Source organism: Arthrobacter sp. PGP41 (assembly GCF_002953935.1).
Taxonomy (GTDB): domain Bacteria; phylum Actinomycetota; class Actinomycetes; order Actinomycetales; family Micrococcaceae; genus Arthrobacter.
On sequence record NZ_CP026514.1, the window covers coordinates 1,904,126 to 1,926,073 of the forward strand.

At 60.7% G+C, this 21,948-nt stretch carries 19 protein-coding genes; 11 read left to right on the forward strand and 8 right to left on the reverse strand.

Annotated features, from left to right (window positions below; translation table 11 throughout):
• Positions 1-203 precede the first annotated feature (203 nt).
• From C3B78_RS08630 to C3B78_RS08645, 4 genes are all read left to right on the forward strand, one after another.
• Positions 204-1,904: a flavin-containing monooxygenase gene (locus C3B78_RS08630; protein WP_104997702.1), complete on the forward strand. Its 1,701-nt coding sequence runs from the start codon at positions 204-206 to the stop codon at positions 1,902-1,904.
• 286 nt (positions 1,905-2,190) lie between these two features.
• Complete coding sequence (locus C3B78_RS08635; RefSeq protein WP_104997703.1) at positions 2,191-2,940, forward strand: SDR family NAD(P)-dependent oxidoreductase; 750 nt, start codon at positions 2,191-2,193, stop codon at positions 2,938-2,940.
• A 75-nt stretch (positions 2,941-3,015) separates the two neighbouring features.
• Complete coding sequence (locus C3B78_RS08640) at positions 3,016-3,555, forward strand: flavin reductase family protein (RefSeq protein WP_104997704.1); 540 nt, start codon at positions 3,016-3,018, stop codon at positions 3,553-3,555.
• Positions 3,556-3,665: 110 nt separating this feature from the next.
• The gene (locus C3B78_RS08645) at positions 3,666-4,133 is read left to right on the forward strand and encodes an NUDIX domain-containing protein (RefSeq protein WP_158677221.1); all 468 of its coding nucleotides are present in this window, start codon (positions 3,666-3,668) and stop codon (positions 4,131-4,133) included.
• On the opposite strand, the gene C3B78_RS08650 is transcribed toward C3B78_RS08645, so the two are convergent.
• Positions 4,121-4,471, reverse strand: coding sequence for an ArsR/SmtB family transcription factor (locus C3B78_RS08650; RefSeq protein WP_104997706.1), 351 nt, complete (start codon positions 4,469-4,471; stop codon positions 4,121-4,123). The genes C3B78_RS08645 and C3B78_RS08650 overlap by 13 nt on opposite strands.
• Positions 4,472-4,623: 152 nt before the next feature.
• Between C3B78_RS08650 and C3B78_RS08655 the strand changes: the two genes are divergently transcribed.
• Both C3B78_RS08655 and C3B78_RS08660 read left to right on the forward strand, forming a co-directional pair.
• Positions 4,624-5,340 (forward strand): NADPH-dependent F420 reductase, encoded by a 717-nt coding sequence (locus C3B78_RS08655; RefSeq protein WP_104997707.1) that lies wholly within the window; start codon positions 4,624-4,626, stop codon positions 5,338-5,340.
• A gap of 242 nt (positions 5,341-5,582) precedes the next feature.
• Positions 5,583-6,122 carry a nuclear transport factor 2 family protein gene (locus tag C3B78_RS08660; RefSeq protein ID WP_104997708.1) on the forward strand — a complete coding sequence of 180 codons (540 nt, stop codon included), beginning with the start codon at positions 5,583-5,585 and terminating at the stop codon, positions 6,120-6,122.
• 91 nt (positions 6,123-6,213) lie between these two features.
• Here C3B78_RS08660 and C3B78_RS08665 read toward each other — a convergent pair whose 3' ends face one another.
• The 4 genes from C3B78_RS08665 to C3B78_RS08680 all read right to left on the reverse strand — a co-directional run bounded on the left by C3B78_RS08665 (position 6,214) and on the right by C3B78_RS08680 (position 13,124).
• Positions 6,214-7,716: an NAD-dependent succinate-semialdehyde dehydrogenase gene (locus tag C3B78_RS08665; protein ID WP_104997709.1), complete on the reverse strand. Its 1,503-nt coding sequence runs from the start codon at positions 7,714-7,716 to the stop codon at positions 6,214-6,216.
• Positions 7,717-7,817: 101 nt separating this feature from the next.
• Positions 7,818-9,503: a thiamine pyrophosphate-dependent enzyme gene (locus C3B78_RS08670; RefSeq protein ID WP_104997710.1), complete on the reverse strand. Its 1,686-nt coding sequence runs from the start codon at positions 9,501-9,503 to the stop codon at positions 7,818-7,820.
• Positions 9,504-9,567: 64 nt separating this feature from the next.
• Positions 9,568-10,881, reverse strand: a complete 1,314-nt coding sequence (locus C3B78_RS08675; RefSeq protein ID WP_104997711.1) for a dihydrolipoamide acetyltransferase family protein — start codon at positions 10,879-10,881, stop codon at positions 9,568-9,570.
• Between the two features lie 26 nt (positions 10,882-10,907).
• Positions 10,908-13,124: an alpha-ketoacid dehydrogenase subunit alpha/beta gene (locus tag C3B78_RS08680; RefSeq protein ID WP_104997712.1), complete on the reverse strand. Its 2,217-nt coding sequence runs from the start codon at positions 13,122-13,124 to the stop codon at positions 10,908-10,910.
• Positions 13,125-13,273: 149 nt separating this feature from the next.
• On the opposite strand from C3B78_RS08680, the gene C3B78_RS08685 reads away from it, so the two are divergent.
• Together C3B78_RS08685 and C3B78_RS08690 are read left to right on the forward strand one after the other, a co-directional pair.
• Positions 13,274-13,945, forward strand: a complete 672-nt coding sequence (locus C3B78_RS08685) for a GntR family transcriptional regulator (RefSeq protein WP_104997713.1) — start codon at positions 13,274-13,276, stop codon at positions 13,943-13,945.
• A 21-nt stretch (positions 13,946-13,966) separates the two neighbouring features.
• Positions 13,967-14,521 (forward strand): VOC family protein, encoded by a 555-nt coding sequence (locus C3B78_RS08690; protein ID WP_104997714.1) that lies wholly within the window; start codon positions 13,967-13,969, stop codon positions 14,519-14,521.
• Positions 14,522-14,692: 171 nt separating this feature from the next.
• Here the strand turns inward: C3B78_RS08690 and C3B78_RS20380 are convergent, their stop codons facing one another.
• Entirely contained in the window at positions 14,693-14,773 is an 81-nt protein-coding gene (locus tag C3B78_RS20380; protein ID WP_104999707.1) for a MerR family DNA-binding transcriptional regulator, read from the reverse strand.
• A 247-nt stretch (positions 14,774-15,020) separates the two neighbouring features.
• Here C3B78_RS20380 and C3B78_RS08700 point away from each other — a divergent pair, with 247 nt between their 5' ends.
• The 3 genes from C3B78_RS08700 (at position 15,021) to C3B78_RS08710 (ending at position 18,382) form a co-directional block, all read left to right on the forward strand.
• Entirely contained in the window at positions 15,021-16,391 is a 1,371-nt protein-coding gene (locus C3B78_RS08700; protein WP_104997715.1) for an MFS transporter, read from the forward strand.
• Positions 16,392-16,706: 315 nt separating this feature from the next.
• Positions 16,707-16,919 (forward strand): hypothetical protein, encoded by a 213-nt coding sequence (locus tag C3B78_RS08705; RefSeq protein ID WP_104997716.1) that lies wholly within the window; start codon positions 16,707-16,709, stop codon positions 16,917-16,919.
• Complete coding sequence (locus C3B78_RS08710; protein ID WP_104997717.1) at positions 16,919-18,382, forward strand: MFS transporter; 1,464 nt, start codon at positions 16,919-16,921, stop codon at positions 18,380-18,382. Before C3B78_RS08705 ends, C3B78_RS08710 begins: the two co-directional genes overlap by 1 nt.
• 89 nt (positions 18,383-18,471) lie before the next feature.
• Here the strand turns inward: C3B78_RS08710 and C3B78_RS08715 are convergent, their stop codons facing one another.
• Together C3B78_RS08715 and C3B78_RS08720 are read right to left on the reverse strand one after the other, a co-directional pair.
• Positions 18,472-19,506 carry a DUF4192 domain-containing protein gene (locus tag C3B78_RS08715; protein ID WP_231754779.1) on the reverse strand — a complete coding sequence of 345 codons (1,035 nt, stop codon included), beginning with the start codon at positions 19,504-19,506 and terminating at the stop codon, positions 18,472-18,474.
• 1,447 nt (positions 19,507-20,953) lie between these two features.
• Positions 20,954-21,346, reverse strand: a complete 393-nt coding sequence (locus C3B78_RS08720) for a hypothetical protein (protein ID WP_158677222.1) — start codon at positions 21,344-21,346, stop codon at positions 20,954-20,956.
• Between the last annotated feature and the right edge of the window lie 602 nt (positions 21,347-21,948).

The following is a 21,948-nucleotide window of genomic DNA, read 5'->3' on the forward strand; positions in this document are numbered from 1 at the left end:
TTATTGGCGTCCATTGCCATGCCGGTCAGGACCCGGCGGCTCTTAGCGTTATTTGTGAACAAAGATCGGCGAAGTAGCCGACGCACTGACATCAAAGGAGATCCGGTGGGCTTTTCAAAAGTACAGAACCAGGATGGGTTGTTCCATCCAACGAGTGGTGACGCCCAGTGACCAGTGAAGACGCGCGTCCAGGGAGCGAAGCCATGTCAAACAACCACCTCCAGAACCCCGCGGGTGAGACTGAGGAATATTCCGTCGTCGTCATCGGCGCGGGCATGGGGGGCATCTACGCCCTCCACCGGTTCGCCGACCTGGGACACGACGTTCACGGCTTCGAAGGAGCAGACGGCGTCGGGGGCGTCTGGTATCACAACGCCTACCCGGGCGCCCGCGTGGACTTGGAGAGCCACAGCTACGCCTTCATGTTTGATCCCGAGTTGTACGCGGGATGGGACTGGAGCGAGCGATATGCCGCACAACCCGAAATCCTGCGGTACTTGAACTACGTGGCGGACCGCCTCGATGTGCGCCGCAACCTCTCACTAAGCACCTGGGTGACGTCCGCCGATTGGCAGCCCCAGGAGAACAAGTACCTCATCAAGACCAATACCGGCCGAACGGTTTGGGCTCGCTATCTGGTGATGGCGACAGGACAGCTCTCCAAGCCGCGGAAGCCGGACTTCCCGGGACTCGACGATTTCGAGGGGGAGTGGTATCAAACCGCACATTGGCCTCAAACCCCCGTTGAGATTGCCGGCAAGCGCGTGGCCCTCATTGGAACGGGGTCTTCGGGTGTGCAGGCTGCTACGGAAATGGCCAAAACAGCCGCGCAACTCTACGTCCTGCAGCGGACCCCGAACTACTCGATCCCCGCACACAATGGACCGGCGGACAGGAGGAAGAAGGCCCGCCTCAACAAGAAGGTTCTGCAACTGCGTGACGAGTCATATAACTCCCCGGTCGGTTATGTTATGCAGGGCTTTGCGGGCAAGGCTTCCGACTTCTCGGAAGAACAGCAGCAGCAGATTCTCGAGTCCAGATGGGCCTTCGGGGGCCAGACCCTGCTCGGAACTTTCTCCGATCAGGGGACGAACATCGATGTCAACAACGTCGTCGCAGAGTTCGTCCGCGGCAAGATCCGCGACATGATCGACGATCCCGAGACCGCCGAGAAGCTCATGCCTACCTCCTACCCGATTGGCATCCGTCGGCTCTGCATTGATACCGGGTATTACCCGATCTTCAATCAAAGCAATGTCAGTCTCGTGGACTTGAGAAGTGATCCGATCGAGCGCATCACCAAGACGGGGATTAAGACCCGGAACAATGGGTACGAGGTTGACCTGATCGTCTTTGCCCTCGGCTTCGAGGCCTTTACGGGCGCCCTCGACCAGGCCAACGTCCGCAACGAGCACGGCCAGCAGCCGAGCGACCGGTGGAAGCATAAGCCGCAGACCCATCTGGGGGTGATGACGCATGGATTCCCGAACCTGTTTATGCTTACCGGTGCGCAAAGCCCGAGTGTGCTCGCAAACTTCTTCGTGGGGAACAACCAACACGTTGATTTGGTGGCCGACATCATTGCGCAGGCCGAAAAGAAGGGCGCAGTCCGCATCGAGGCCAGCCTTGAGGCAGAGCGGGAGTGGGGCGATCACTGCAATGAGATTGCGGCGCCGCTCTTGCGCCGTGCCGTGGACAACTACATGGTCCATGTCAACAAGTACGACGGCTCGCGCTATTTCATTCCGTATGCGGGTGGCTTCGACAAGTACGTCAAAAAGGTTCAAGAAGTTGTCGCCGACGACTACCGCGGCTTTGTGTTCACAAAGGCTTTTGCACCTGGTAATTCAGGACAAAGCACGAACGAAAACCGAAGCCTTGACGCGGTCCTCACGGCAAAGTAGATAGACAGCCATCGGGCTCCCCGGAAGCCGGACTGGTCATCCAGTTCAGGCTTGCGGGGAGCCTTCTTATTCCCGCCCTCTGGTTGCCGACATGCGGCGCAAGGGCTTTTGCCGGCCCCGCGAGAGGACACACTTTTGGCGCGGTTTCATTCCTTGTTGGCGCCGATGGCCATCCCGGTGCAGCCCCACCCGCACTTAGCGTTGATTGTGGGCGAAGTCAGCAAGAAGGCTACGCACTGAGATCAAAGGAGATCCCGTGAGCTTCCCCGGACGTGAAGGAATAGCAATGAGCAACGTACTCGAAGGCAAGACCGCAATAATCACCGGTGCCGGCTCAGGCATGGGTTTGGCAACTGCCCGCCTTTTTCATCAGCAGGGCGCAAACATCGTCTTGGCGGACTTCTCGGGGGCCCAGGAGAAAACGGCTGTGGAGCTCGGAGACCGAACGGTGCCGATCCAAGCTGACATTTCAAAAGCTGGAGACGCGAAAGCAATGGTTGATCTGGCAATTAGCGAGTTCGGTGGCCTCGACATTCTTTGCAATATTGCAGGGGCAAATGCTCCCATGGTGCAGCACCATGAGGCGCTGGAGTCGGACTTCGACAAGATGATTAACGTAAATCTCCGGGGCGCTTTCCTCACAATGAAGTATGCAATTCCCGCCATGCTCGAGCAGGGCGGGGGATCGATCGTCAACGTGGCCTCGGCTGCAGCCTTGATGGGGACGCCTCTCTACGGCGGTTACAGCGCAGCCAAGACCGGCCTCCTCGGGCTGACCCGCACCATCGCCCTCGAATACGCGGAGCGGAATATCCGCGCAAACTCCATCTGCCCTGGCCCCATAAGGACTCCAATGATGGAAGAAGCTCTGGCGGAAAACCCTGCCGCCGCCGACTATCTCATCAATATGGTTCCGGCACGTCGCGTCGGAACCGCAGAAGAAGTAGCCAATGCCGTCCTGTTCCTCGCCAGTGAGCAGTCTTCGTACATCACCGGCGTCGCACTGCCTATCGATGGCGGCCAGACGGCCGCGTAACTGCCCAGACGTATTCGGCCCGGGAATGGTCAAAGAGCGATAGTTCCCACACGGGCACCGAGAGGAAGAAAACCCATGACCCAAAAATTTATGACCCGGCCGAAGGTCAGCGCATTCGGCAACGACCCTTTGCTGGTGAGAAGCACGTTCGCACAGTTTCCGTCAGGAGTGGCGGTGCTCGCGGTCGAATCCGGCGACGAGAAGCATGCACTCGTCGCGTCATCGTTCATGGTTGGCGTGTCGCTCGAACCGTGCCTCGTCGCGGTAGCTGTGCAGAAGTCGTCGGAGACATGGGAGCAGATCAAGGATGCGGCTTCACTTGGGGTTTCGATCTTTGGCAAGGGGCAGGGACATCTGACCCGCAAGCTCGCAGGCAAGGACCGTGCTGCACGTTTTGAGCAGGTGGCTATCGACGTCGGTGAGGACGGGGCAGTGTTCATAGAAGATGCGGCGTTGTGGCTCGAGTGCTCGGTCCACGAAGTTTCAGAGGCCGGCGATCACTGGATGGCGCTGCTTGAGGTGAAGAAGCTCGGAGTGGGCGAAAACGAGCCGCTCATTTGGCACGGCGCCAAGTTCCGCGAGCTCGTCAACGCTCAGTCGATCGACGTCGTGTAGCAGACAGAGCGGTTGCTGTGCGTTGGAATGACAATATGAGCGTCGTTGATGCGGCGTCCGGCGGGAGGTTTCCCTCGCGCGCTGCGCATGACATCCCAGCGGACCGGACCGTGATAGCGGCCGTCATCCAGTGGCGGGACAAGATTGCACTGTTCAGAAGAAGCGGAAATCTTGGCCACGACAGAGGCCTTTGGCACTGCATTACCGGATTTATGGAAGCCGGGGCCACGCCTGAACAGCAGACCCTTGAAGAGTTGTTTGAAGAAGCCGGTCTGCAAACCAAAGACCTCCTGGGACTCCTGCCGGGACCGGACTTGGTGGTGGCTGACGGCTTGGGCAATCCGTGGCTCATCCATACCTTCACTGCCTTGACGTCCCGACGGCGGCTGAAGATCAATTGGGAAAACGATGCCTACCGGTGGACCGCTCCGCACAAGGCCAAGCGTTTCACTAACCGCGTGGACTGGCTGGACAACGTACTCGATGCGACCGGTCATGTCCCGCGTACCGTTCCGGCACCTGAACCCGGGGCATCCCCGGGATGGATCCTGCGTGCCGCTCCAGGTCAGGAGGCCTGACGATCCCCGTGGTTGAAGTGGGCAGCCTCCTGGAGGATCAGTTTCAGCAGGCCGGGGAAGCGCACTTCCAGGTCATCGCTGCGCAGCCGGCTCATGCGGCGGACACCTACGTCATGCTGATGGATCACGCCAGCCTCACGCAACACCCGAAAGTGGCGGGTCCCGGCAGACTTTGTCACTGGCAGGGCAAAGTCGGTGCACGGGATGTCCTCGTTGCTGCCAGCCAGCTTGATGACGATCCCCAGCCGCACCGGGTCAGTCACGGCAGCCATCAGGCGGAACAGGTCCAGTTCACTTACGTCAGGGTGCGTGAGGGGGGTGGAAGTTCGGCTGGCCATGTGCCCAGTCTATCGCCAAAACCGCCTATGTTTACGCTGACGCGAACATAGGATACGTTTAACGCCAGGCCCACCCACCAGTGCGTGCCATCAACGGGCCGTAGCTTTCAGGTTCCCGCCCCATCCACGACTCTCGACTGAGGAAACAAAAAATGCCCACCCTTGGAATCATTGGCACCGGGAACATCGGTGCTGCCATCGCTCGTCTCGCCGTAAGTGCCGGCATCCCCGTAGTGCTGTCCAATTCCCGCGGCCCGGAGACTCTTGCCAGCCTTGTCTCAGAGTTGGGTCCCCTGGCTTCCGCAGGCACCATCGAGCAGTCGGCGGCGGCCGGAGACATAGTTGTGTTGTCCGTGCCGCTGACCGCGCACACTGCTATTCCTGCGTCCCTGCTTGAAGGCAAGGCGGTGCTCGACACCACAAACTACTACCCGTTCCGGGACGGAAGGGTTGCAGAGCTCGACGAGGAAAGGGTGACTACTAGCGAGCTCGTGCTACGGCACTTTCAAGGAGCCGGCCTGACGAAGGCCTTTAACAACATCCTCGCGCACCACATCCCCCAGCTGGCGCGCCCCTCTGGCGCCCCCGATCGTACCGCCCTGCCCGTGGCTGGCGATGACGCTTCCGCCAAGACCAAGGTCATGAGCCTTATCGAGCAACTGGGCTTCGATGCAGTGGACGCCGGTCCGTTGGCTGAGAGCTGGCGTTTCGAGCCGGAAGCCCGTGCCTACACCAAGCTTTACCTGGCGGACCCCGCAACCCCGGACGACCGCATGCTCGAAGCTCCCGCCGCGCCGGTGCCCGCTGAACGGCTGCGTGACGCACTGAAGCGCGCCGAACCGGTTCGGGTTGCCGCGCGCACCTTCTAGGAACCATTCCACGCCTGCTGGCCTGAGTGGCACGCCTTTGACGGCGGCACTAAGGTCAGCGGCGCATGCGCGTTCTTACACGGTGCCGACGGAGGCCGTCCCGGTAGCGGGCGCGCCTGACGCAGTTTCCCAACTGCATGGCGCCCAAGATGCTATCCGTCCAGCAACGCCTGCTTTTAGCGTAGTTTCTCACGAGGGCCGCAAAGAAGCTGCCTGGCGTTTGGAATAGAAAGTCTGGATACATGTCCCTCACAGATGCTCAACTGACTGAGTTGTATGACAAACAAGCCCTCCATGACAACCTCATGTTGTATGCGAGGGGCGCCGACCGGCACGACCGCGAGCTGATGAAATCCACATATTGGCCTGATTCATTCGATAATCACGGCGGCTATGTCGGAAACGGCCAGGAGTGGGCTGATGCAGCCATGACCTGGCACGACAAGATCCACAGCTGCAGCCACCACATCTCCAACGTCCTGTCCGAGATCGACGGCAACCGGGCCAAGCGCGAAAGCACGTTCATCTGCGTGGTCCCGTTCAAGGACCCCGAGGTGACAATGTTCCAGGCCGGCCGCTACCGCGACTTGTGCGAAAAGCGCGACGGCGTGTGGAAAATCCTTCACCGCACCTGCATCTGGGACTGGATCGACGTCCGGCCCGTCAACTCGGACTGGGACATCGTGGGCGTCCCCCGCGTCTCGCACTGGGGAGCCTGGCATCCCGAGGACCCGATCTACAAGGACTGGGTCGACAGCCCGCCGACCGAATTCTCGCGGTAGCCCTGCACCTGCTCAGCTGGCTTTCCATGAACCACCTAAAAGCGCCTGCCGGTCCTCTACTGGGCCGGCAGGCGCTTTGGCGTTTGCGGTTTTAGTTGGCGTAGGGGTCGGCGATGCCGATGTATTGGGTGGTGGTGTATTCGGCGATGCCCTCTGATCCGCCTTCGCGGCCGAGGCCGGATTGCTTGACGCCGCCGAAGGGTGCGGCGGCGTTGGAGATGACGCCGGCGTTGAAACCGACCATGCCGAATTCGATCTGTTCTGCCACGCGCAGGAGCCGGTTGAAGTCGCGGCTGTACAGGTAGGAGGCGAGGCCGTATTCGCTGGCGTTGGCCAGCCGGACGGCGTCCTCTTCCGTTGTGAAGGTGGTGACGGGGGCGACGGGTCCGAAGATTTCCTGGCCCAGGATCGCAGCATCGTTGGGCACGCCTCCGAGGACCGTGGGCTGGTAGAAGTAGCCGGGACCATCCACGGGTGCGCCGCCGGTGACGGCTGTTGCTCCGGCGTCGACGGCGGCACTCACCAGTGCGTGCACGTCGTCCCTGGCGCCGGCGTCGATCAGCGGGCCCACCTGGGTGGCGGGGTCGGTGCCGCGGCCGGTGGCCAGCGCGCCCATCGCCGCGGCGAACTTGGCCGTGAATTCGGTTGCGACGGATTCGTGGACGAGGAAACGGTTGGCGGCGGTGCAGGCTTCACCCATGTTCCGCATCTTGGCAGCCATGGCACCTTCGACAGCTTTGTCGAGGTCGGCGTCTTCGAACACGATGAACGGTGCGTTCCCGCCAAGCTCCATCGAGGTGCGGAGTACGATCTGGGCGGCGTCGGCCATGAGGCGTTTGCCGACGGGGGTGGAGCCGGTGAAGCTCACCTTCCGGAGGCGTGAGTCCTTCAACAGCGGCCCGGAGATCCCGGACGCGGACGAGGAGGCGACGACATTCAGGACCCCGGCGGGCAGGCCGGCGTCGAGCATGGTCTGGGCGAAGTACTGCGCCGTCAAAGGGGTGAGTTTGGCGGGCTTGAGGACCATGGTGCAGCCGGCGGCGACGGCGGGGGCGACCTTGCGGGTGGCCATGGCCAGCGGGAAGTTCCAGGGCGTGATGAGCAGGCACGGTCCGACAGGCTTGTGCTGGACCAGGATCTTGTTCTTGCCCTCCGGGGTGGTGAGATAGCGGCCGTAGTCGCGGACCGTTTCCTCGGAGAACCAGCGCAGGAACTCCGCGCCGTAGGTGACCTCGCCGCGGGCTTCGGCCAGGGGTTTGCCCATTTCCAGGGTCATCAGCAGGGCGAAGTCCTCGGCGCGTTCGGTGACCAGGTCAAAGGCGCGGCGCAGGATCTCGGCCCGCACCCGGGGTGCGGTCCGCGCCCAGGACGACTGGGCGGCGTCGGCCGCGTCCAGCGCGGCGACCGCGTCATCGCTCGTGGCGGAGGCGAGGGTGGCGAGCACCTGCCCGGTAGCAGGATCATGCACGTCAAACGTGCCGCCGTCGGACGCCTCCCGCCACTGGCCCCCAATCAGCAGACCGGTCGGAACGGAAGCGAGCAGGGATGCCTCGCGCTCGGGGGAAATGGCAGGGGATATTGCGGAAACAGTCATAAAACGAAGTCCTTAAGAGTTGTAGGGGTTTCGGCAGGCTCAACTGCCGTTGGCCGGTTTCGACAGGCTCAACCATCAGGCTGAGGGCTGGTGGAGGAGAATCAGTAGGCTTTGACCCTCTGCTCAACCACTAAATGGATGAGTGCAAACATTCGATTTTCATCGATCGCGTGAAGCGCTGCTGCGATTGCACCTGGAATGTCGGCGTCGCGTTCCACCTTTATGCCGAAACCCCCAAAGGCCTGTGCCATGAGCGCGAACTCCGGGTTTTTCAATTGGGTGCCCGAAACACGTTCGGGGTAATGGCGCTCTTGATGCGTGCGGATAGTCCCGTACTCCTGGTTGTCCATCACGATGACCAGGGGAGTGGCGCCATACTGTGCCGCGGTTGCCAGTTCCTGCCCATTCATGAGGAATTCGCCGTCTCCGGCGATCGTCACTACGCGCCTGCCAGGGTATTCCAGTGATGCGGCGATAGCGGACGGTATGGAGTAGCCCATGGAGCCATTGCGGGCGCTGATCATGGAGGCGTAGCGCTGGGTGGGGAAGTATCGGTGCGCCCAGTTGGTGTGTTCGCCGGCGCCGAGGGTGACCATGGCGTCATGGGGGAGGGTTGGGACGAGGTTGGCCATCAGGGTGTCCATCCGAGCCGGACCGGCCGACGACGTCGCCGGGGGAAGCGCGGCGAAGGCTTCCTGCTCCCTGCGCATCTTCGATGTCCAGTTCACCCATTCGTCCTTGACCGGAAGTTCGATCTTGGCCAGGTCCCTTACGAACACGTCGGGTTTGGCCAGGATCTGGTAGGAGACGGGTCCGGAGCGCCCCCGGAGGGAGGGGTCGATGGTGACGAGGAAGTTCTTTTTTGTCCAGTCCTGTCGGCAAAGGAATCCGTCGGTAATAACATCCCCCGGGACCGTGCCCACAAAGACCAGCAGGTCGGTTTCTTCCAGCAAGTCGTACGTGGGGCGGGGCCGGCCGTAGCCGATCGGGCCTACGTAGGAGGGCGAATCGAACGGAATTGTGCCCTCGGTGCGCCACTCGGCCGCGGCAGGAATGTGGTGCTTTTCCAGCCAGCGCGTCAGCTGGTCGGCGCCTTCCTGCGTCCAGTCGTTTCCGCCGGTGACAAACAGCGGTTTGCTGGACGCCGCGAGGGCGTCAGCCAGCGCGGCCGCGTCCACGGTGGTCATGCCACCGGTCGCGACCGGGATGGGTGGATGGAGTTCGGCCGGGATCTGCTGCCGGATGACGTCCTCGGGCAGGCCAATGACAACCGGGCCCGGCCTGCCGCTCATGGCCGCGAAGAGGGCTTCGGCGACGATTTCGGAGGCACGTTCGGCGTGATCGAGGACCATCACGCGTTTGGCGCCGGTGTCGAACCAGGCTTTGATGTCGAATTCCTGAAAGGCCTCGCGGTCCCGGTGGGCGAAGGGGATCAGACCCACAAACAGCACCATGGGGGTGGAGTCCTGCCACGCGGTGTGCAGGCCGACGTGGGCATTGGCGGCGCCGGGCCCGCGGGTAACCATCGCGATTCCCGGCAGCTGGTTCATCTTGCCGTCAGCCTCGGCCATGTAGGTTGCGCCACCTTCATGACGGCACACGATGGTTTCGATGGACGAGTCGTGGAGTCCGTCAAGAACGTCCAGGAAGCTCTCACCCGGCACCACATGGGCCCGCTTGATGCCGTGGGAGGCGAGCGTATCAACAATGACGTGCCCGGCGGACTTACGGGATGCCTGCAGCAGCTCCTCTGGCAATTCATCTTGCTCTGCCGTTACTTGTGTCATGAAATTCAGGCCTTTTCGCTGGATGCCGCGTCTTTGCGCAACAGGATTCAGTTAGTGGATGCGATTACAGGAGAATGCTGAGCGGGTTCTCTATGCGCGTCTTGAAAGCGGACAGCAATTGGGCTGCCACCGCACCGTCGATGACCCGGTGGTCTGCGGAGAGGGTGCAACTCATCACTGTGGCAACTGCCAGCTGGCCGTCGCGCACCACCGGGCGTTGCTCGGCCGCCCCCACGGCCAGGATCCCGGCTTGGGGCGGGTTGAGAATCGCGGAGAACTCCCGCGTCCCGTACATCCCCAGGTTCGTTAAGCTAAAGGACCCGCCCTCGAGTTCCTGTTGCCGGATCCGGCCGGCGCCCGCGCGTGCTTTGTAGTCGCCCATGGTTCTGCCCAAGGAGCTGAGGGAGAGGCTCTCCAGACCGCGAACCACCGGTGTCAGCAGCCCGTCCGCGGTGGCGATGGCCACGGAGACATCCACCGTGGAATAGTGGCGGATGGCGCCACCTTGCCATGACACGTTCGCGGCTGGCACGTCCACAATCGCACCTCCCAGGGCTTTGAGGACAAGATCGTTGACGGTTGCCTTTTGCCCCGCGGGGAGCGAGTCCTGATTAATTTGCTTGCGTAAAGCCAGGAGTGCGTCCATTTCGACGTCGATGGAGACGTAGAAATGGGGAACGGTTGTCTTCGACTCGGTGAGCCGCCGTGCGATGGCCTTCCGCATGCCCGAGAGCGGTACGTCCTGGTAGTTTTGCACCCCTGGCGCCTGCTGCGCTTCCGCTGGGGACAGCAGGACAGTTTCTTCCGGCCTTGGAATTGACTCGGGGGTGGCTGCCTGCTGCCGGCGGGCAGCTTCAACATCTCCTCGCAGGATCCTGCCGTTGGGTCCGGAGCCTGCCAAGGCTGAGAGGTCGACGCCCAGTTCTTTTGCAAGCTTTCGAGCAAGGGGTGACCCGAATACGCGCGAGTCACGTCCCTGAGCATTGCGGGCCGGCTCCTGGGTCGCGTCCGGAGCCGCAGGCCGCGTGTCCCGCCGGGTTGTTGGTGCTTCGGTGTCCTCGGGCACGGGGTGCTCGGCAAGGCTGTGGGAGGCGCCGCCCGCGGAGGCGATTTGCTTGTCTACGGACGCTTCGTCTTCCCCCGCTTCTACGAGCACAGCAATGGGCTCACCGACACCCACGGAAGTTCCCGGCTGTATTAACAGCCTTCCGATAGTGCCGGGAAACTCAGCCTGCAGTTCAACAGTGGCCTTTTCAGTCTCAATTTCGGCGATGGGCTGTCCGGCGGCGATGGTGTCACCTATTTTTACGAGCCAGTCCTGGAGTGCTGCCTCGGTGGCGTCTGCGACGACGGCGGGCATGGTGATGATGGTTGCCATGATGAATGTCCTTCGATGGATCGGGTTCAGGAACGGCCGAGGTTGCGGGCTACTTCGTCGAAGCCGGCAAGGACGTCGTTGAGATCAGCGTTCGCAGCGGCCTCAAGGACCTTCGAGATACTCGGCGCCGCTTCCTTGCCCGTAACCCGCTGGACGGGCTGGTCGAGGTAGTCGAAGAATCTGCGCTGGATCTCGTCCGAGAGCCAGCCGCCATATGAGGTGCCGCGGGCACCTTGCTCGACGATCAGGACGTTGTTGGTTTTCTGGATTGAGGCGCCGACGGTGTCCCAGTCCAGGGAGGCCCGGTCAAGCCAGCGCAGATCAATAACTTCCGGGTCAAGATCCGGGCGTTGCTCAGCCGCCTGCAGCGAAACGTCCACCATGTTCAGGTAGCTCAGTACGGTGACGCCTTCGCCTGCCCGCCGGACGGCAGCTTTGCCGACAGGCAACTGGTAATCAAGATTCCCTTCGGGAATGCTTCCTTTGGTCCCGTAGAGGTCGACGTGTTCAAGAACGAGCACCGGGTCCTGGAGTTCCAAAGCTGTGTTCATCAGCCCGATATAGTCGTGCGGTGTTGACGGCGCTACGATGCGCCACCCCGGGTTGTTGGCAAAGATGCCTGCCGGGTCCATGGAATGCTGGGAGCCATAGCCGGCTCCCATTGCCACCTTGGAGCGAAGCACCACAGGCATGGAGGACTGGCCGCCGAACATGTGCCGGGCCTTGCCAATCTGGTTGAAAATCTGGTCAGCGGCTACCCACAGGAAGTCCGAATACATGAACTCGACGACCGGCTTATAGCGCCCGGTCATGGACAGGCCGCCTGCCAGACCGGCGAATGCGTTCTCGCTGATCGGAGTGCCCAGGACCCGGTCGGGATAAGCATCTTTCAGGCCCCGGGTAGCCCCGTTGGTCCCGCCTTTGAGCCGGTGCACATCTTCGCCGAGGACCAGCACGCCCGGGTCCAGGTCCATTCGGCGGCCGAGTACATCTGCAATTGCATCCACGAAGCGGCGCTCCACGGTGCCCTCTTCGATTTGTTCGCCGGATGCTGCGCCGGTCAATGCCGGTTCGCTCCTGACATCGGTATCCACGGCCGCGGGATCCGGCCAAAGAATGGGGCGGATCCGGCGGGCGCCTTTAGCGCTTTCCGGGTCCTTCTCCGTGATTTCGTCAACTATTCGGGTAATTTGCTCCGTGATGTGCGAGGTGAGATCGCTCAGTTGTTCGTCCGTGAGGAGGCCGCGCCGGGTCATCTCTGCAGCCAGCTTGGCCAAGGGGTCGCGGTCACGCCAATGCTTCTCCTCCTCCTTAGTTCGGTATCCAAAAGCGCTGCCGGGGAAGGGACCGTTCTGGTGGAAATAGCGGTAGGTTTCCGCCTCGATGAGGGTTGCTCCCATGCCGGCGCGCATGTGGTCGACTGCTGCCTTTTGGGCAAGGTAGACAGCGAGGGGATCCATGCCGTCCACACGCCAGGACCTGATTCCGAAGCCCGGGCCACGAGCTGCCAGCCGAGATTCCCCGGTTACGTCGGAAACGTGGGTCGAGACAGCGTACAGATTGTTTTCGATGTAGAAGCACAGCGGCAGGCGCCAGGCAGCGGCCAAGTTCATGGTCTCAAGCGTTGACCCGATGTTCGAGGCGCCGTCACCGAAATAGGTTACGGTGACCCCCATCCCATCTGCCTGCCCGCCGTCGTCCTGGATTTCTGCGTCATGGCGCTGGGCCCAGGCATTGCCCGCAGCAAGCGGCACTCCGCCACCCACGATCGCGTTAGTGCCCAAAGCTCCGGCCTCAAGCCACTGCAGGTGCATTGAGCCGCCCCGGCCACCGCTGAAGCCAGCCTTGAGGCCCAAAATCTCGGACATCGTCCGTCGGATGAACTCCGTGACCTGGTCGTTCTTTATCCCGTCGATGATGGACATGCCGTTCGGGAACAGATAGGCAAGACCTTTTGCCAGGAACTGGTGATGGCCACGATGGGTGCCGTTGACGCCGTCGGCTCCCCGCAGCGCAAGAATGGATCCCACGGCGGCTCCCTCCTGGCCAATGCTGGAGTGGGCGGGGCCGTGTACCAGGCCCTCTGCCGCCAGCTGCAGGACAACTTCCTCAAAAATGCGAATGGTGTGCATCTGAACCAGCATGGATTCGAGCAATTCGGGAGCTGCTGCGTCCCAGTCTTCGCGCGTCGTGCGCAGCTCTGTGCACTCTGTCGAGTAGGTCAAGGGCGTGGTGGTTGACATCTTTGGCTCCCATGGGGCGTACGTGCTTGGGTTAGGCGTTCGTCCAACCATAGGTGGACGAATGGATCCAATGCAAGGAGCAGGGCCCCTAATCTTGCGCCAAAGATCCATGAATGGATCCATTCGTCCTAAGTCCGTATGCTGTAGGTATGTCCACCCAATCTGTTCTGTTGAAGAAATCGGGCGCTGCTAGCCAGCGCATCGCAGACGAACTAAGTCAGAGGATCCTCGACGGGGACCTCGCGCCTGGTACAAGGATCCGACAGGAGCAGATCGCAGAAGAGTTCGGCGTCAGCAGGCTGCCGATCCGTGAAGCCTTGCGAATTCTTGAATCGCACGGACTCGTCACGCTGGTCGCCTCATCTGGGGCCTGGGTCAGTTCCATGAATCTCGCTGAGTGCCAGGAGACGTATCTGATCAGAGAACGGCTTGAGCCGCTCGCGCTGGGCCAGGCCATCGACAGCGTCAGCATTGAAACCTTGGATCGGCTCACTCAGTTGGCCAGCGAGATGGAGAGCTGCCAGGTGGTGGAGGACTTCGTCGAACTGGACCGTGAATTCCACCTGTTGAGCTTTCAGGATGCGGGCATGCCGACCTTGCTGGAGATAGTCGAGCGGCTCTGGAACACCACCCAGCATTACCGGCGCGCGTACGTGCAGTTGATCGGTCCCGAGGGGCTGGACGACACGCATTTGGAGCACAGGCTCCTTGTGGCGGCCATCCGCCGGCGTGACTCCCGCTCTGCGGAGGAATTGCTGGCCATGCATGTCCGCAAAACCCGCATGGCCCTGCTTGATCACCCTGAAATATTCGATCGCTAGAAATAGTTGTTGGAGAACCACATGAACCAGGACGCCGAACAGCAAGACATTGCCCTCAAGGAACGGCGCGGACTGCCGGGTATCCGTGGAACGGACCATATCGGGTTCACAGTGCCCGATATGGAGCAGGCCCACGAATTCTTCGTCAACGTCATAGGGTGCCAGCATGTCTACTCGCTGGGGCCATACCCTCAGGACCCCGAGTTGATGCGGACAAATCTTAACGTCCACCCGGAGGCGACACTGGCGGAGATACGCTTCTACCGCTGCTTCAACGGAGCGAATTTTGAGGTCTTCAACTACTCCTCCCCGGATCAACGGCGGGAACAGCCCCGCAACAGTGACATTGGCGGTCATCACCTCGCCTTCTATGTCGAGGACCTCGACGTAGCTGTCGACTATCTCAGAAACCAGGGGATCCAGGTGCTCGGGGAACCGACCTCAAGTTCAGGAGCCAGCAAGGGCCAGCGTTGGGTCTACTTCTTGGCGCCGTGGGGAATGCAATTCGAACTCGTGTCTTTTCCGCAGGGAAAAGCGTACGAATCACAATCCCCACTGCGGCTCTGGATGCCCTAGAGGGAGCTGACGCTTCGCAATACCGGGTCGATCCCCGGCGCAGGCCAGCTGGTCCTAACCCGCGCAGAGTTTCTGCGAGCGGCCAGCTGCGGTGTCGAGGGCTTCAATGTAGCGAGTGAGCGCATCGCGGTTGTGGATCAGAAGATCGATTTCTGGGACATCCGCGCGCGCTCATGCAGCCACCAAGCCCTGCTCTTCGTAGTACAGCAGCGTGCGTGCCGGAACACCTGACCGCTTTGCCAGTCCTCCGATACGCCTGGCATTCCTTCGCTGGGGAACTGCGCCGGCACTATCACTAGTGGCATTGCTTAAAGGGCCACAAGGTCAGAAGTATCGCATTATGAAAGGTAGATAGGCTATACGAAAGTTTCTCTTGACGCACTGTCTGAATCGAACTAGCTTCGACGTACCGACCCGGCCGCACGAAGAAGAGCGTCTGGCGGGATCCACCTGTAACCCGGTCGCCTTTGGTGCCGGCGGAAAACACCCAGGAGAACACATGCGGACAACGAAGTCGCAGGCCCTGCTGACTACTGGATTAAAGGCGGAACAGGACGTGCCCATCGTCCAACCCGCAGAATCCAAGGAGTTCGGGCCAGACCAGAAGAAGCTGCTGCACCGCACTGTCGCCGGCAGCGTCGTCGGCAACATCATCGAGCAATACGACTTTGTGCTTTACGGATCGGTTGCCGCCCTGGTCTTCGGCAAGCTGTTTTTTCCGACCTTCGATCCGACTGTCGCCCTGCTTGCCGCGTTCGGGACCTATTCCGTCGGTTTCATTGCCCGCCCGCTCGGTAGCCTGGTGGCGGGGCATGTCGGTGACCTCCGCGGTCGTAAGGGCGTCCTGGTTGCCATGCTGCTCATCGCCGGGATTTCAACGACCGCCATGGGACTTCTTCCGACCTATGCTGTTGTTGGGATCTGGGCACCGTTATTTCTCGTCACCCTGCGGTTCGTGCAGGGCTTCTCGTTTGGCGGAGAATACGGTGGCGCCATTCTGATGGTCAGCGAGACGGCTCCCCGGGAAAAGCGGGGCTTTTATACCGGATTCATCCCGGCATCGTCAGCGGTAGGCGGGCTGCTTTCAACAGGGGTGCTCTTCGCTCTGAGTTTCATGCCAGCGGAGACGTTCGAAGCGTGGGGCTGGCGCGTCCCTTTCCTTGCGTCGATCATCCTCGTCGTGACTGGCCTCATCATTCGGCTTCGGCTCAAAGAGACCCCGGTATACAAGAACGCCGAGACGCAGGGAAAGATCACCCGTAAGCCCATCCTCGAAGTGATAAAGGCCAACCCAAAGGAGCTACTCCTCGCGGCGGGAATCAGTTTCGGATTCGGCACGCTCACCTATGGCGTAGTGACCTGGTTATTGAGCTACATCACCAACAACCTCAAGCTTGACGCGGGTGTGGGTCTCATTGCGCTAACCATCGCTTTCGTCTTCTACGGCCTCAGCGACTGGGTGAGCTCAGCTATCTCTGACCGGGTAGGTCGACGGCCGGTCATACTCACAGGTGGAATTGCTTTTGCCGTCTGGTCATTTCCGATGTTCTCGCTGATCGACACAAGGAACTCCATACTCATCACGCTGGCGATGGCAGTTGCACTTATCCTATGCGGAATGATTTACGGCCCGCTTGCCTCGCTGATCAGTGAGCTCTTTGCCACCAAATTTCGTTACAGCGGCGCATCGATGGGCTACCAGCTCGGCCAGACCCTGGGCGGTGGATTCTCGCCCCTGATCGCAACGGCCCTCTACGCAGCAACACGGACTTCCTTTTCGGTCGCGCTCTATCTCGTGATTGCCGGGCTCATCACCGCCGCCTGTGTGTTCTTCCTAACGGAAACCAATGGACGAGACCTCACACAATAACCGTCAGTCAACTGTCACCGGCTCTGCCCTCTCCCGCTGGCAGCGGGCAGAGCCTGGACCAGGAGCGGATCGGTGGCCACAAAATGGCGCATATTCGGGCGTTGTTGGCGTGGATGGCTATGAGCGGCCCGTGCGGGTCGCTTTTAGCCTTATATGAGAATGAGGCTTAAGCGGGACAACCATCGCACTGCCACTAAAGCCGGGCTTTGTTGTGGGATTGACCATGATCCAGTGCTCCACTTTCGTCCGCTCTGCCATAACCCGCCATGCTCGGTTTGAAGAGCAACATCACTTTCGGAAGGTCTTTCGACGGCAATGAATTACAGTTCGGATAATTCCATCACTTTCACGATCCAGCGACGCGCAGAATTGGAGCACCGCCTCGATACTGCGGTGGGCAAACTGCTTAAGAATGCGAAACTGCGGAAGCAGGGCATGCTGGTGACGCGTAGCAGCCCTGAGACCTTTACCGTCAGCCTGAGTGAAAAAGTACCGTACGGCACAACCATGGAGAAAATGAGCTGGTAGTGACGACAGCGACTGCCGACGGAGTCGGGTTTCGGTCCCGGCGGGGCCCCGTCCTTATTGCCCTGATGGTTGCGTCTGGCTTGGTGGCGATTGATTCGACGATTGTTGCGACGGCCATACCTTCAATCGTGCATGACGTGGGCGGCTTCACTTCCTTTCCCTGGCTTTTCTCGGCCTATTTGTTGGCACAGGCTGTCTGCGTGCCCGTCTACGCCAAGCTGTCTGACGTTGTCGGCCGCAAGCCGATCATCCTCTGCGGTATCGGTCTTTTCCTGCTCGGTTCGATCCTCTGCGGAGTTGCGTGGAGCATGCCCGCCCTCATTGCGTTCCGCGTGTTGCAGGGCCTGGGCGCGGGAGCAGTCCTGCCGATGGCAATGACCATCGTCGGCGATATCTACACGCCGACTGAACGGGCTAAGGTGCAAGGCTACCTTGCCAGCGTTTGGGCACTTTCGTCAGTCGCGGGCCCAACCTTAGGCGACTTGTTCGCGTCGCTAGGCATCTGGCGCGGGATCTTCCTGCTGAACATCCCACTCTGCCTCCTGGCTGGGTGGATGCTGATCCGAGCGTTCCACGAACGCATCGAGCGCGGCAAACACCATGTGGACTATTTGGGGGCAATACTGCTAACTCTTTCCCTTAGCCTGCTGATCCTCGGGGCTCTCGAGGGCGGCCTGGCATGGGCGTGGAACTCCGTCACCAGCATCTCCGTGTTTGGAGTCGGGGCGCTCCTGTTCGCGGTGTTCGTTCTCGTCGAGAGGAGGGCAGCCGAGCCGGTGCTACCGCCGTGGGTAGTGTCCAGGCGTCTGCTGGCCACGACGTCGATGATCTCTTTCGGTATTGGTGCAATCATGTTCGGCCTTACTGCCTACGTGCCCACGTTCCTCTTAGGATCCCTCTCGACCTCCCCGGTTCTGGCCGGGCTCGCCCTGGCAGCACTGACTATCGGCTGGCCGATCAGTGCTTCACAGGCTGGCCGGTTCTATTTTCGCATCGGATACCGGAAGACGGCACTGATCGGTGTCATGGTCGCTGTCATCGGTACATCGGTCCTAACACTCACGGCCACTTCCCCCAACGTTCCGGTTGTGGCGGCGTGTTGTTTCGTCGTCGGACTGGGACTGGGGCTGGTAGCCACCCCGATCCTCATTGCCGCCCAGTCAAGTGTCGAATGGAATGAGCGCGGCGTAGTCACGGGTACTAATCTCTTCTCCCGTTCGATTGGAAGCTCCATCGGCGTCGCCGTTTTCGGGGCAGTAGCTAACTCGATATATGCCGGCGTCCCCGGCGGTGATTCTGACCCCCAGACAATTGTGTCTGCGACTACTGCAGTCTTCGTGGCCGTGCTGGTCAGTGCCATACTCACCGTTGTCGCCGTTATCGCTATGCCCGCGGTCGGCGGCACCAAGAGCACCGGCCTCGAGGCACCTACCGAGGCCGGTGCGGCCTCCGCACATGGTTAGAATCCTTGGCGCTATAGATCTGTGAACTTGCCGAATTGGATCGCCGCCGATGTTCCGGCCTTCTACTCAACTCCTACAACAATCCTGCGTTATGGCAGTTCGAAGGGCAGTGTTTTGTAGGCGGTGTCTTTGTTCATGTTCCAGCCGGCGACGATGCCGGAGCCGATCATTTGGTCGCTGAGGCGGGCGAGGCGGTAGGCGGGGTCGGTGTCGAGTGCGAGTTGGAGGAATTGGTGGGCTTTGCTGCCTCTACCTTCCCACCAGTTGATGTAGCCAATGGTCGTGAGGACCGGCGCTGCGTGTTCTGCACTGGTTCGGGTGTAGGCGTGCAAGAGCAGTTGTTGTGCCCATTCGATGCGTGACCACTTCGGGGCCTGGTCGGTTTGGGCGAACAAGATCCGCTGCATTGGCTCGTCCACTCCTGGAATGTCTGCGATTAGCCGGTCGCGGATCGCCGGGAACTGCAGGTTCGCGACCAGGGCGTGGCAGTCGTCGTCGCTCGGGAAGGTCTTGGAGTCGAGCATGTCTGCCCAGAGTTGCCGGCCCTGTTGGAGCGCGGTGTCGGTGGGTTGGGATGCGATAGTGTCCATGTGGTGTTCGACGGCGATCGCTTTGGCTGCTGCCTGGCTGGTGGTTGGCAGGGTGACGCGGTCGGTAGGTTCGACGAAGCTGCCGCGATAGATGAATTCGGCGTTGATCGCGCTGGTCTGGGTGGAGTTGACGGGCAGGGCGAGGCTGGTGCCGGGTTCGCCGTCGTAGGGGGAAAAGGTTTCGTCGCCGACGAAGAGTCCGTCCCGGATGGTGATGCCCTGTTCGGCGAGGACCCCGGTGAGAGCGGCGATGGTGCCGGCGTGGGGTTTGGCCTGTCCGTGCTGGGCGGTTTCGCTGGTGTAGACGGCAAAGAGGATGGACGTGGCGGTGGTGTCGCTGGTCAGGTAATGAGCGACGGTGCGTGCGTAAGGGATTTCCTGACCAGTCTCTCGGGGGAGGTCGATGCGCAGTGTCGCACCGATGCTGTTCTCGTTCAAGGTGATGCAGACCAAGCTTTCCTGTGGCCAGAAGCCCAAGGTGTGCCCGATGAAACTGAGCACATCTGATGGTGTTGTGATCGTTAGCTTTTCCATGATCCCTTTGTTTCCCTTCACCCTTGTGTTGCTGTGCTTTTGCGGTTGTTGGTTGTGGGCGTCGTTCTGGTAGGGGACCACCCGCTGGGCTGAGGGGCCGAAGTGCAACTTGGGGGACCGGCGCCGGGGCCGAAAACTTCAGCTGGAGCCAACGCTCCACCGGTTCGATGACGAAGTTTTCGGTTCGGGGTCGGCGCGGTAGCGCCCTGGTTGCGCGGAGGACCCGCCCAGCGATCATTGGACATATCAGAATGACAAGCAGCGATTGAACTTCTGCCTGTCTATCGATACCGAGTAACCAAGCGGCATGACCTACCAAGATATGGACGGTTCAGAACCCTCGCCGTGACTGTGGCTGGGCATGCGGAGCCTCCACAAAGGTGGGTCGTTATCGGATTCTTGTAGCGCTGAGGTCTGTTGAGGTGTGAGGCGAATCTCTCATGACAAAGAAGAACCGCATCCCGTCGTTGCGGGTTGAGGGTTGCGGGCTGCGGTCTTCGGCTGAACGCTTCGGCGGGCGCGAAATGGGGTGTGGACATTGTCCACAGTCTTGGCCTCGGATCGGGTGATACTGTCCTCGGACTGCTTCGAATTCCGCATGTTTTCGCGGGCTCCCAGTGTTTGCAAGGGCTGGAATGTAGTTCGAGTCCCACCTCGGGCACGACAGATTCCCTCGTCAGGGGCGATTTTGCTTTGGCGTGTTGACAAAGCTTGTGGTCGCAGGCCCTGACGGGTTGGTTCGCGGGCTGTGGCCTAGCCTCCGCGGTGGCTTATTCAGGTGTGTGGCGTGGCGGGTTCAAGTCCCTGGCTGGTGGGCCTTCCGTCTGCTGTGGCTGGGTTTATGCGGTCCTCATTCCGGTTCTGTCGGGTTGGTCGGGAGTGGCCAACACCAGTTCATGGTCCGGGGGAGCGGGGACCACCTGACCCGGCCGATTCTGGCGCAAAGCTTTCTTGGAAGGCTGCTCGCTGGCGTCACGCGAGCTCGGGGTGCTCCATTTGTCCTGCCAAAGGGGGCGTGTACAGTGTCCACACTTAGGTCTGCTTTATTGGCAGGTGTGGAGGGAATCCCGGATCACGGGCGGGTTGTAGCGGCTTTGAGGGCGCAGGGGAGCGGTCCGGACAACGAAGTTCAGAATGACAACTAGCAACAGGCTTTGGCTTCTGGTCGTCGCAAAATCGTGGGTGAGCGCGGCCACCATTGCTATCGAGAGGGTACCTGACCCCTGACTGTGAATTTGGCTGGGCGGAAGTTGCTCGTAGTGCAGCGCCCGGTAACCAGACCCACTTCACCATGCAGCTGCGCTGCCCATAGGCCCCGCCAGAGGTGTGGGGCTGTCGATTGAGGGTTGGGCGGGGTCGATCATCGGCGAGTAATGGTCCGCCGTTCTAACTTTGTCCTGCGGGAGGGTCAAACGCTGCCGGTATGTTTGCAGTCGAGAGCAAGCGACTACCCGCGTTTTTCTAAGCGAAGCAACGTCAGATCGCGGGCAACAGCGTTCTGGGCCTGGGTGCGATTTGCGTAACCATCGCCCATGGACTTCCTTCGATACTTCGCGGCGAGGGGTACCTCGTCACCGTTCCAACTAGAAGACAGCGGGTCGTAAAAGACAACGTCCATGCTCTGCCGGCCGGCGGTCAAGCCGGGAGGTAGAAGTACCAGATCAAGGTGGGTGCCAGCAGCGACAGGCTGTGGGATGACATTTGGATACAGCACCCCAAGGACAACCACTACACTTTCAGACTGACAGGCCTGCGCCGGTCCAACCGTGACGAAGCAGCCTTCCGGCTCTCCCCACTCTCTGAATGGAAGCTCGTCGCCCTTCTTTGAGCTGCGGGGCATGGACTTCCTCGGCTCAAGCTGCTTCATCGTAGTGGTGACCCACAATGGTTCCGTTTCGTCAAAATTGGGTGTGCCCTAATAGGAGGAACACCCGACCAGGCGTGCAAGTATCCGACCTTGATCGTTCTATCCGACGTACCGTGATCGTATGCGTCTGATACTGTCACGCCGCCTTGGGTGAGGTTCAGTGATGAGTGACTTCAATGTTTGACATCGGCCGACTCAAAAGCCCATGCTGCCCGGTGCAGTGCAGTAGCAATGCGCGCTCTCTGATTTCTTGCCCACGGAACTTGGGACTCGTCTTGATCCGAGATAATCGGCGCATCCGGAAGAGCGCTCCGAGCGCCGTCAGCGTCTCGACCCGCGAGAAGAAAAGCGAGCGAGTAATGGCTATCCAACAACTATTCCCTCCTTGATTCCGTTTGCGTAGCGTCGAGTGGTTCGCCCCGCGCTGGAGTAAGCACCAGCAGCATCAACTAAGTATGTTTGCCGCTGATCAAGTCGCTTTGTGCCAAATGGGGACACGGAATGCGTGAATGTGCGGCGCTCGGGTTACCGCTGTCTTCTGGCAGCACACGCCTCGGTATGTAGGTGGAAACCTA

Excerpts from the sequence above, each read along its gene's own strand:
- C3B78_RS08665 (WP_104997709.1), bottom strand. The coding sequence starts at position 7,716 with ATGACTGTTTCCGCAATATCCCCTGCCATTTCCCCCGAGCGCGAGGCA.
- C3B78_RS08660 (WP_104997708.1), top strand. The coding sequence starts at position 5,583 with ATGTCCCTCACAGATGCTCAACTGACTGAGTTGTATGACAAACAAGCC.
- C3B78_RS08655 (WP_104997707.1), top strand. The coding sequence starts at position 4,624 with ATGCCCACCCTTGGAATCATTGGCACCGGGAACATCGGTGCTGCCATC.
- C3B78_RS08715 (WP_231754779.1), bottom strand. The coding sequence starts at position 19,506 with ATGGAAAAGCTAACGATCACAACACCATCAGATGTGCTCAGTTTCATC.
- C3B78_RS08705 (WP_104997716.1), top strand. The coding sequence starts at position 16,707 with ATGAATTACAGTTCGGATAATTCCATCACTTTCACGATCCAGCGACGC.
- C3B78_RS08720 (WP_158677222.1), bottom strand. The coding sequence starts at position 21,346 with ATGCCCCGCAGCTCAAAGAAGGGCGACGAGCTTCCATTCAGAGAGTGG.
- C3B78_RS08680 (WP_104997712.1), bottom strand. The coding sequence starts at position 13,124 with ATGTCAACCACCACGCCCTTGACCTACTCGACAGAGTGCACAGAGCTG.
- C3B78_RS08635 (WP_104997703.1), top strand. The coding sequence starts at position 2,191 with ATGAGCAACGTACTCGAAGGCAAGACCGCAATAATCACCGGTGCCGGC.
- C3B78_RS08630 (WP_104997702.1), top strand. The coding sequence starts at position 204 with ATGTCAAACAACCACCTCCAGAACCCCGCGGGTGAGACTGAGGAATAT.
- C3B78_RS08685 (WP_104997713.1), top strand. The coding sequence starts at position 13,274 with ATGTCCACCCAATCTGTTCTGTTGAAGAAATCGGGCGCTGCTAGCCAG.
- C3B78_RS08700 (WP_104997715.1), top strand. The coding sequence starts at position 15,021 with ATGCGGACAACGAAGTCGCAGGCCCTGCTGACTACTGGATTAAAGGCG.
- C3B78_RS08670 (WP_104997710.1), bottom strand. The coding sequence starts at position 9,503 with ATGACACAAGTAACGGCAGAGCAAGATGAATTGCCAGAGGAGCTGCTG.
- C3B78_RS08690 (WP_104997714.1), top strand. The coding sequence starts at position 13,967 with ATGAACCAGGACGCCGAACAGCAAGACATTGCCCTCAAGGAACGGCGC.
- C3B78_RS08675 (WP_104997711.1), bottom strand. The coding sequence starts at position 10,881 with ATGGCAACCATCATCACCATGCCCGCCGTCGTCGCAGACGCCACCGAG.
- C3B78_RS08640 (WP_104997704.1), top strand. The coding sequence starts at position 3,016 with ATGACCCAAAAATTTATGACCCGGCCGAAGGTCAGCGCATTCGGCAAC.
- C3B78_RS08650 (WP_104997706.1), bottom strand. The coding sequence starts at position 4,471 with ATGGCCAGCCGAACTTCCACCCCCCTCACGCACCCTGACGTAAGTGAA.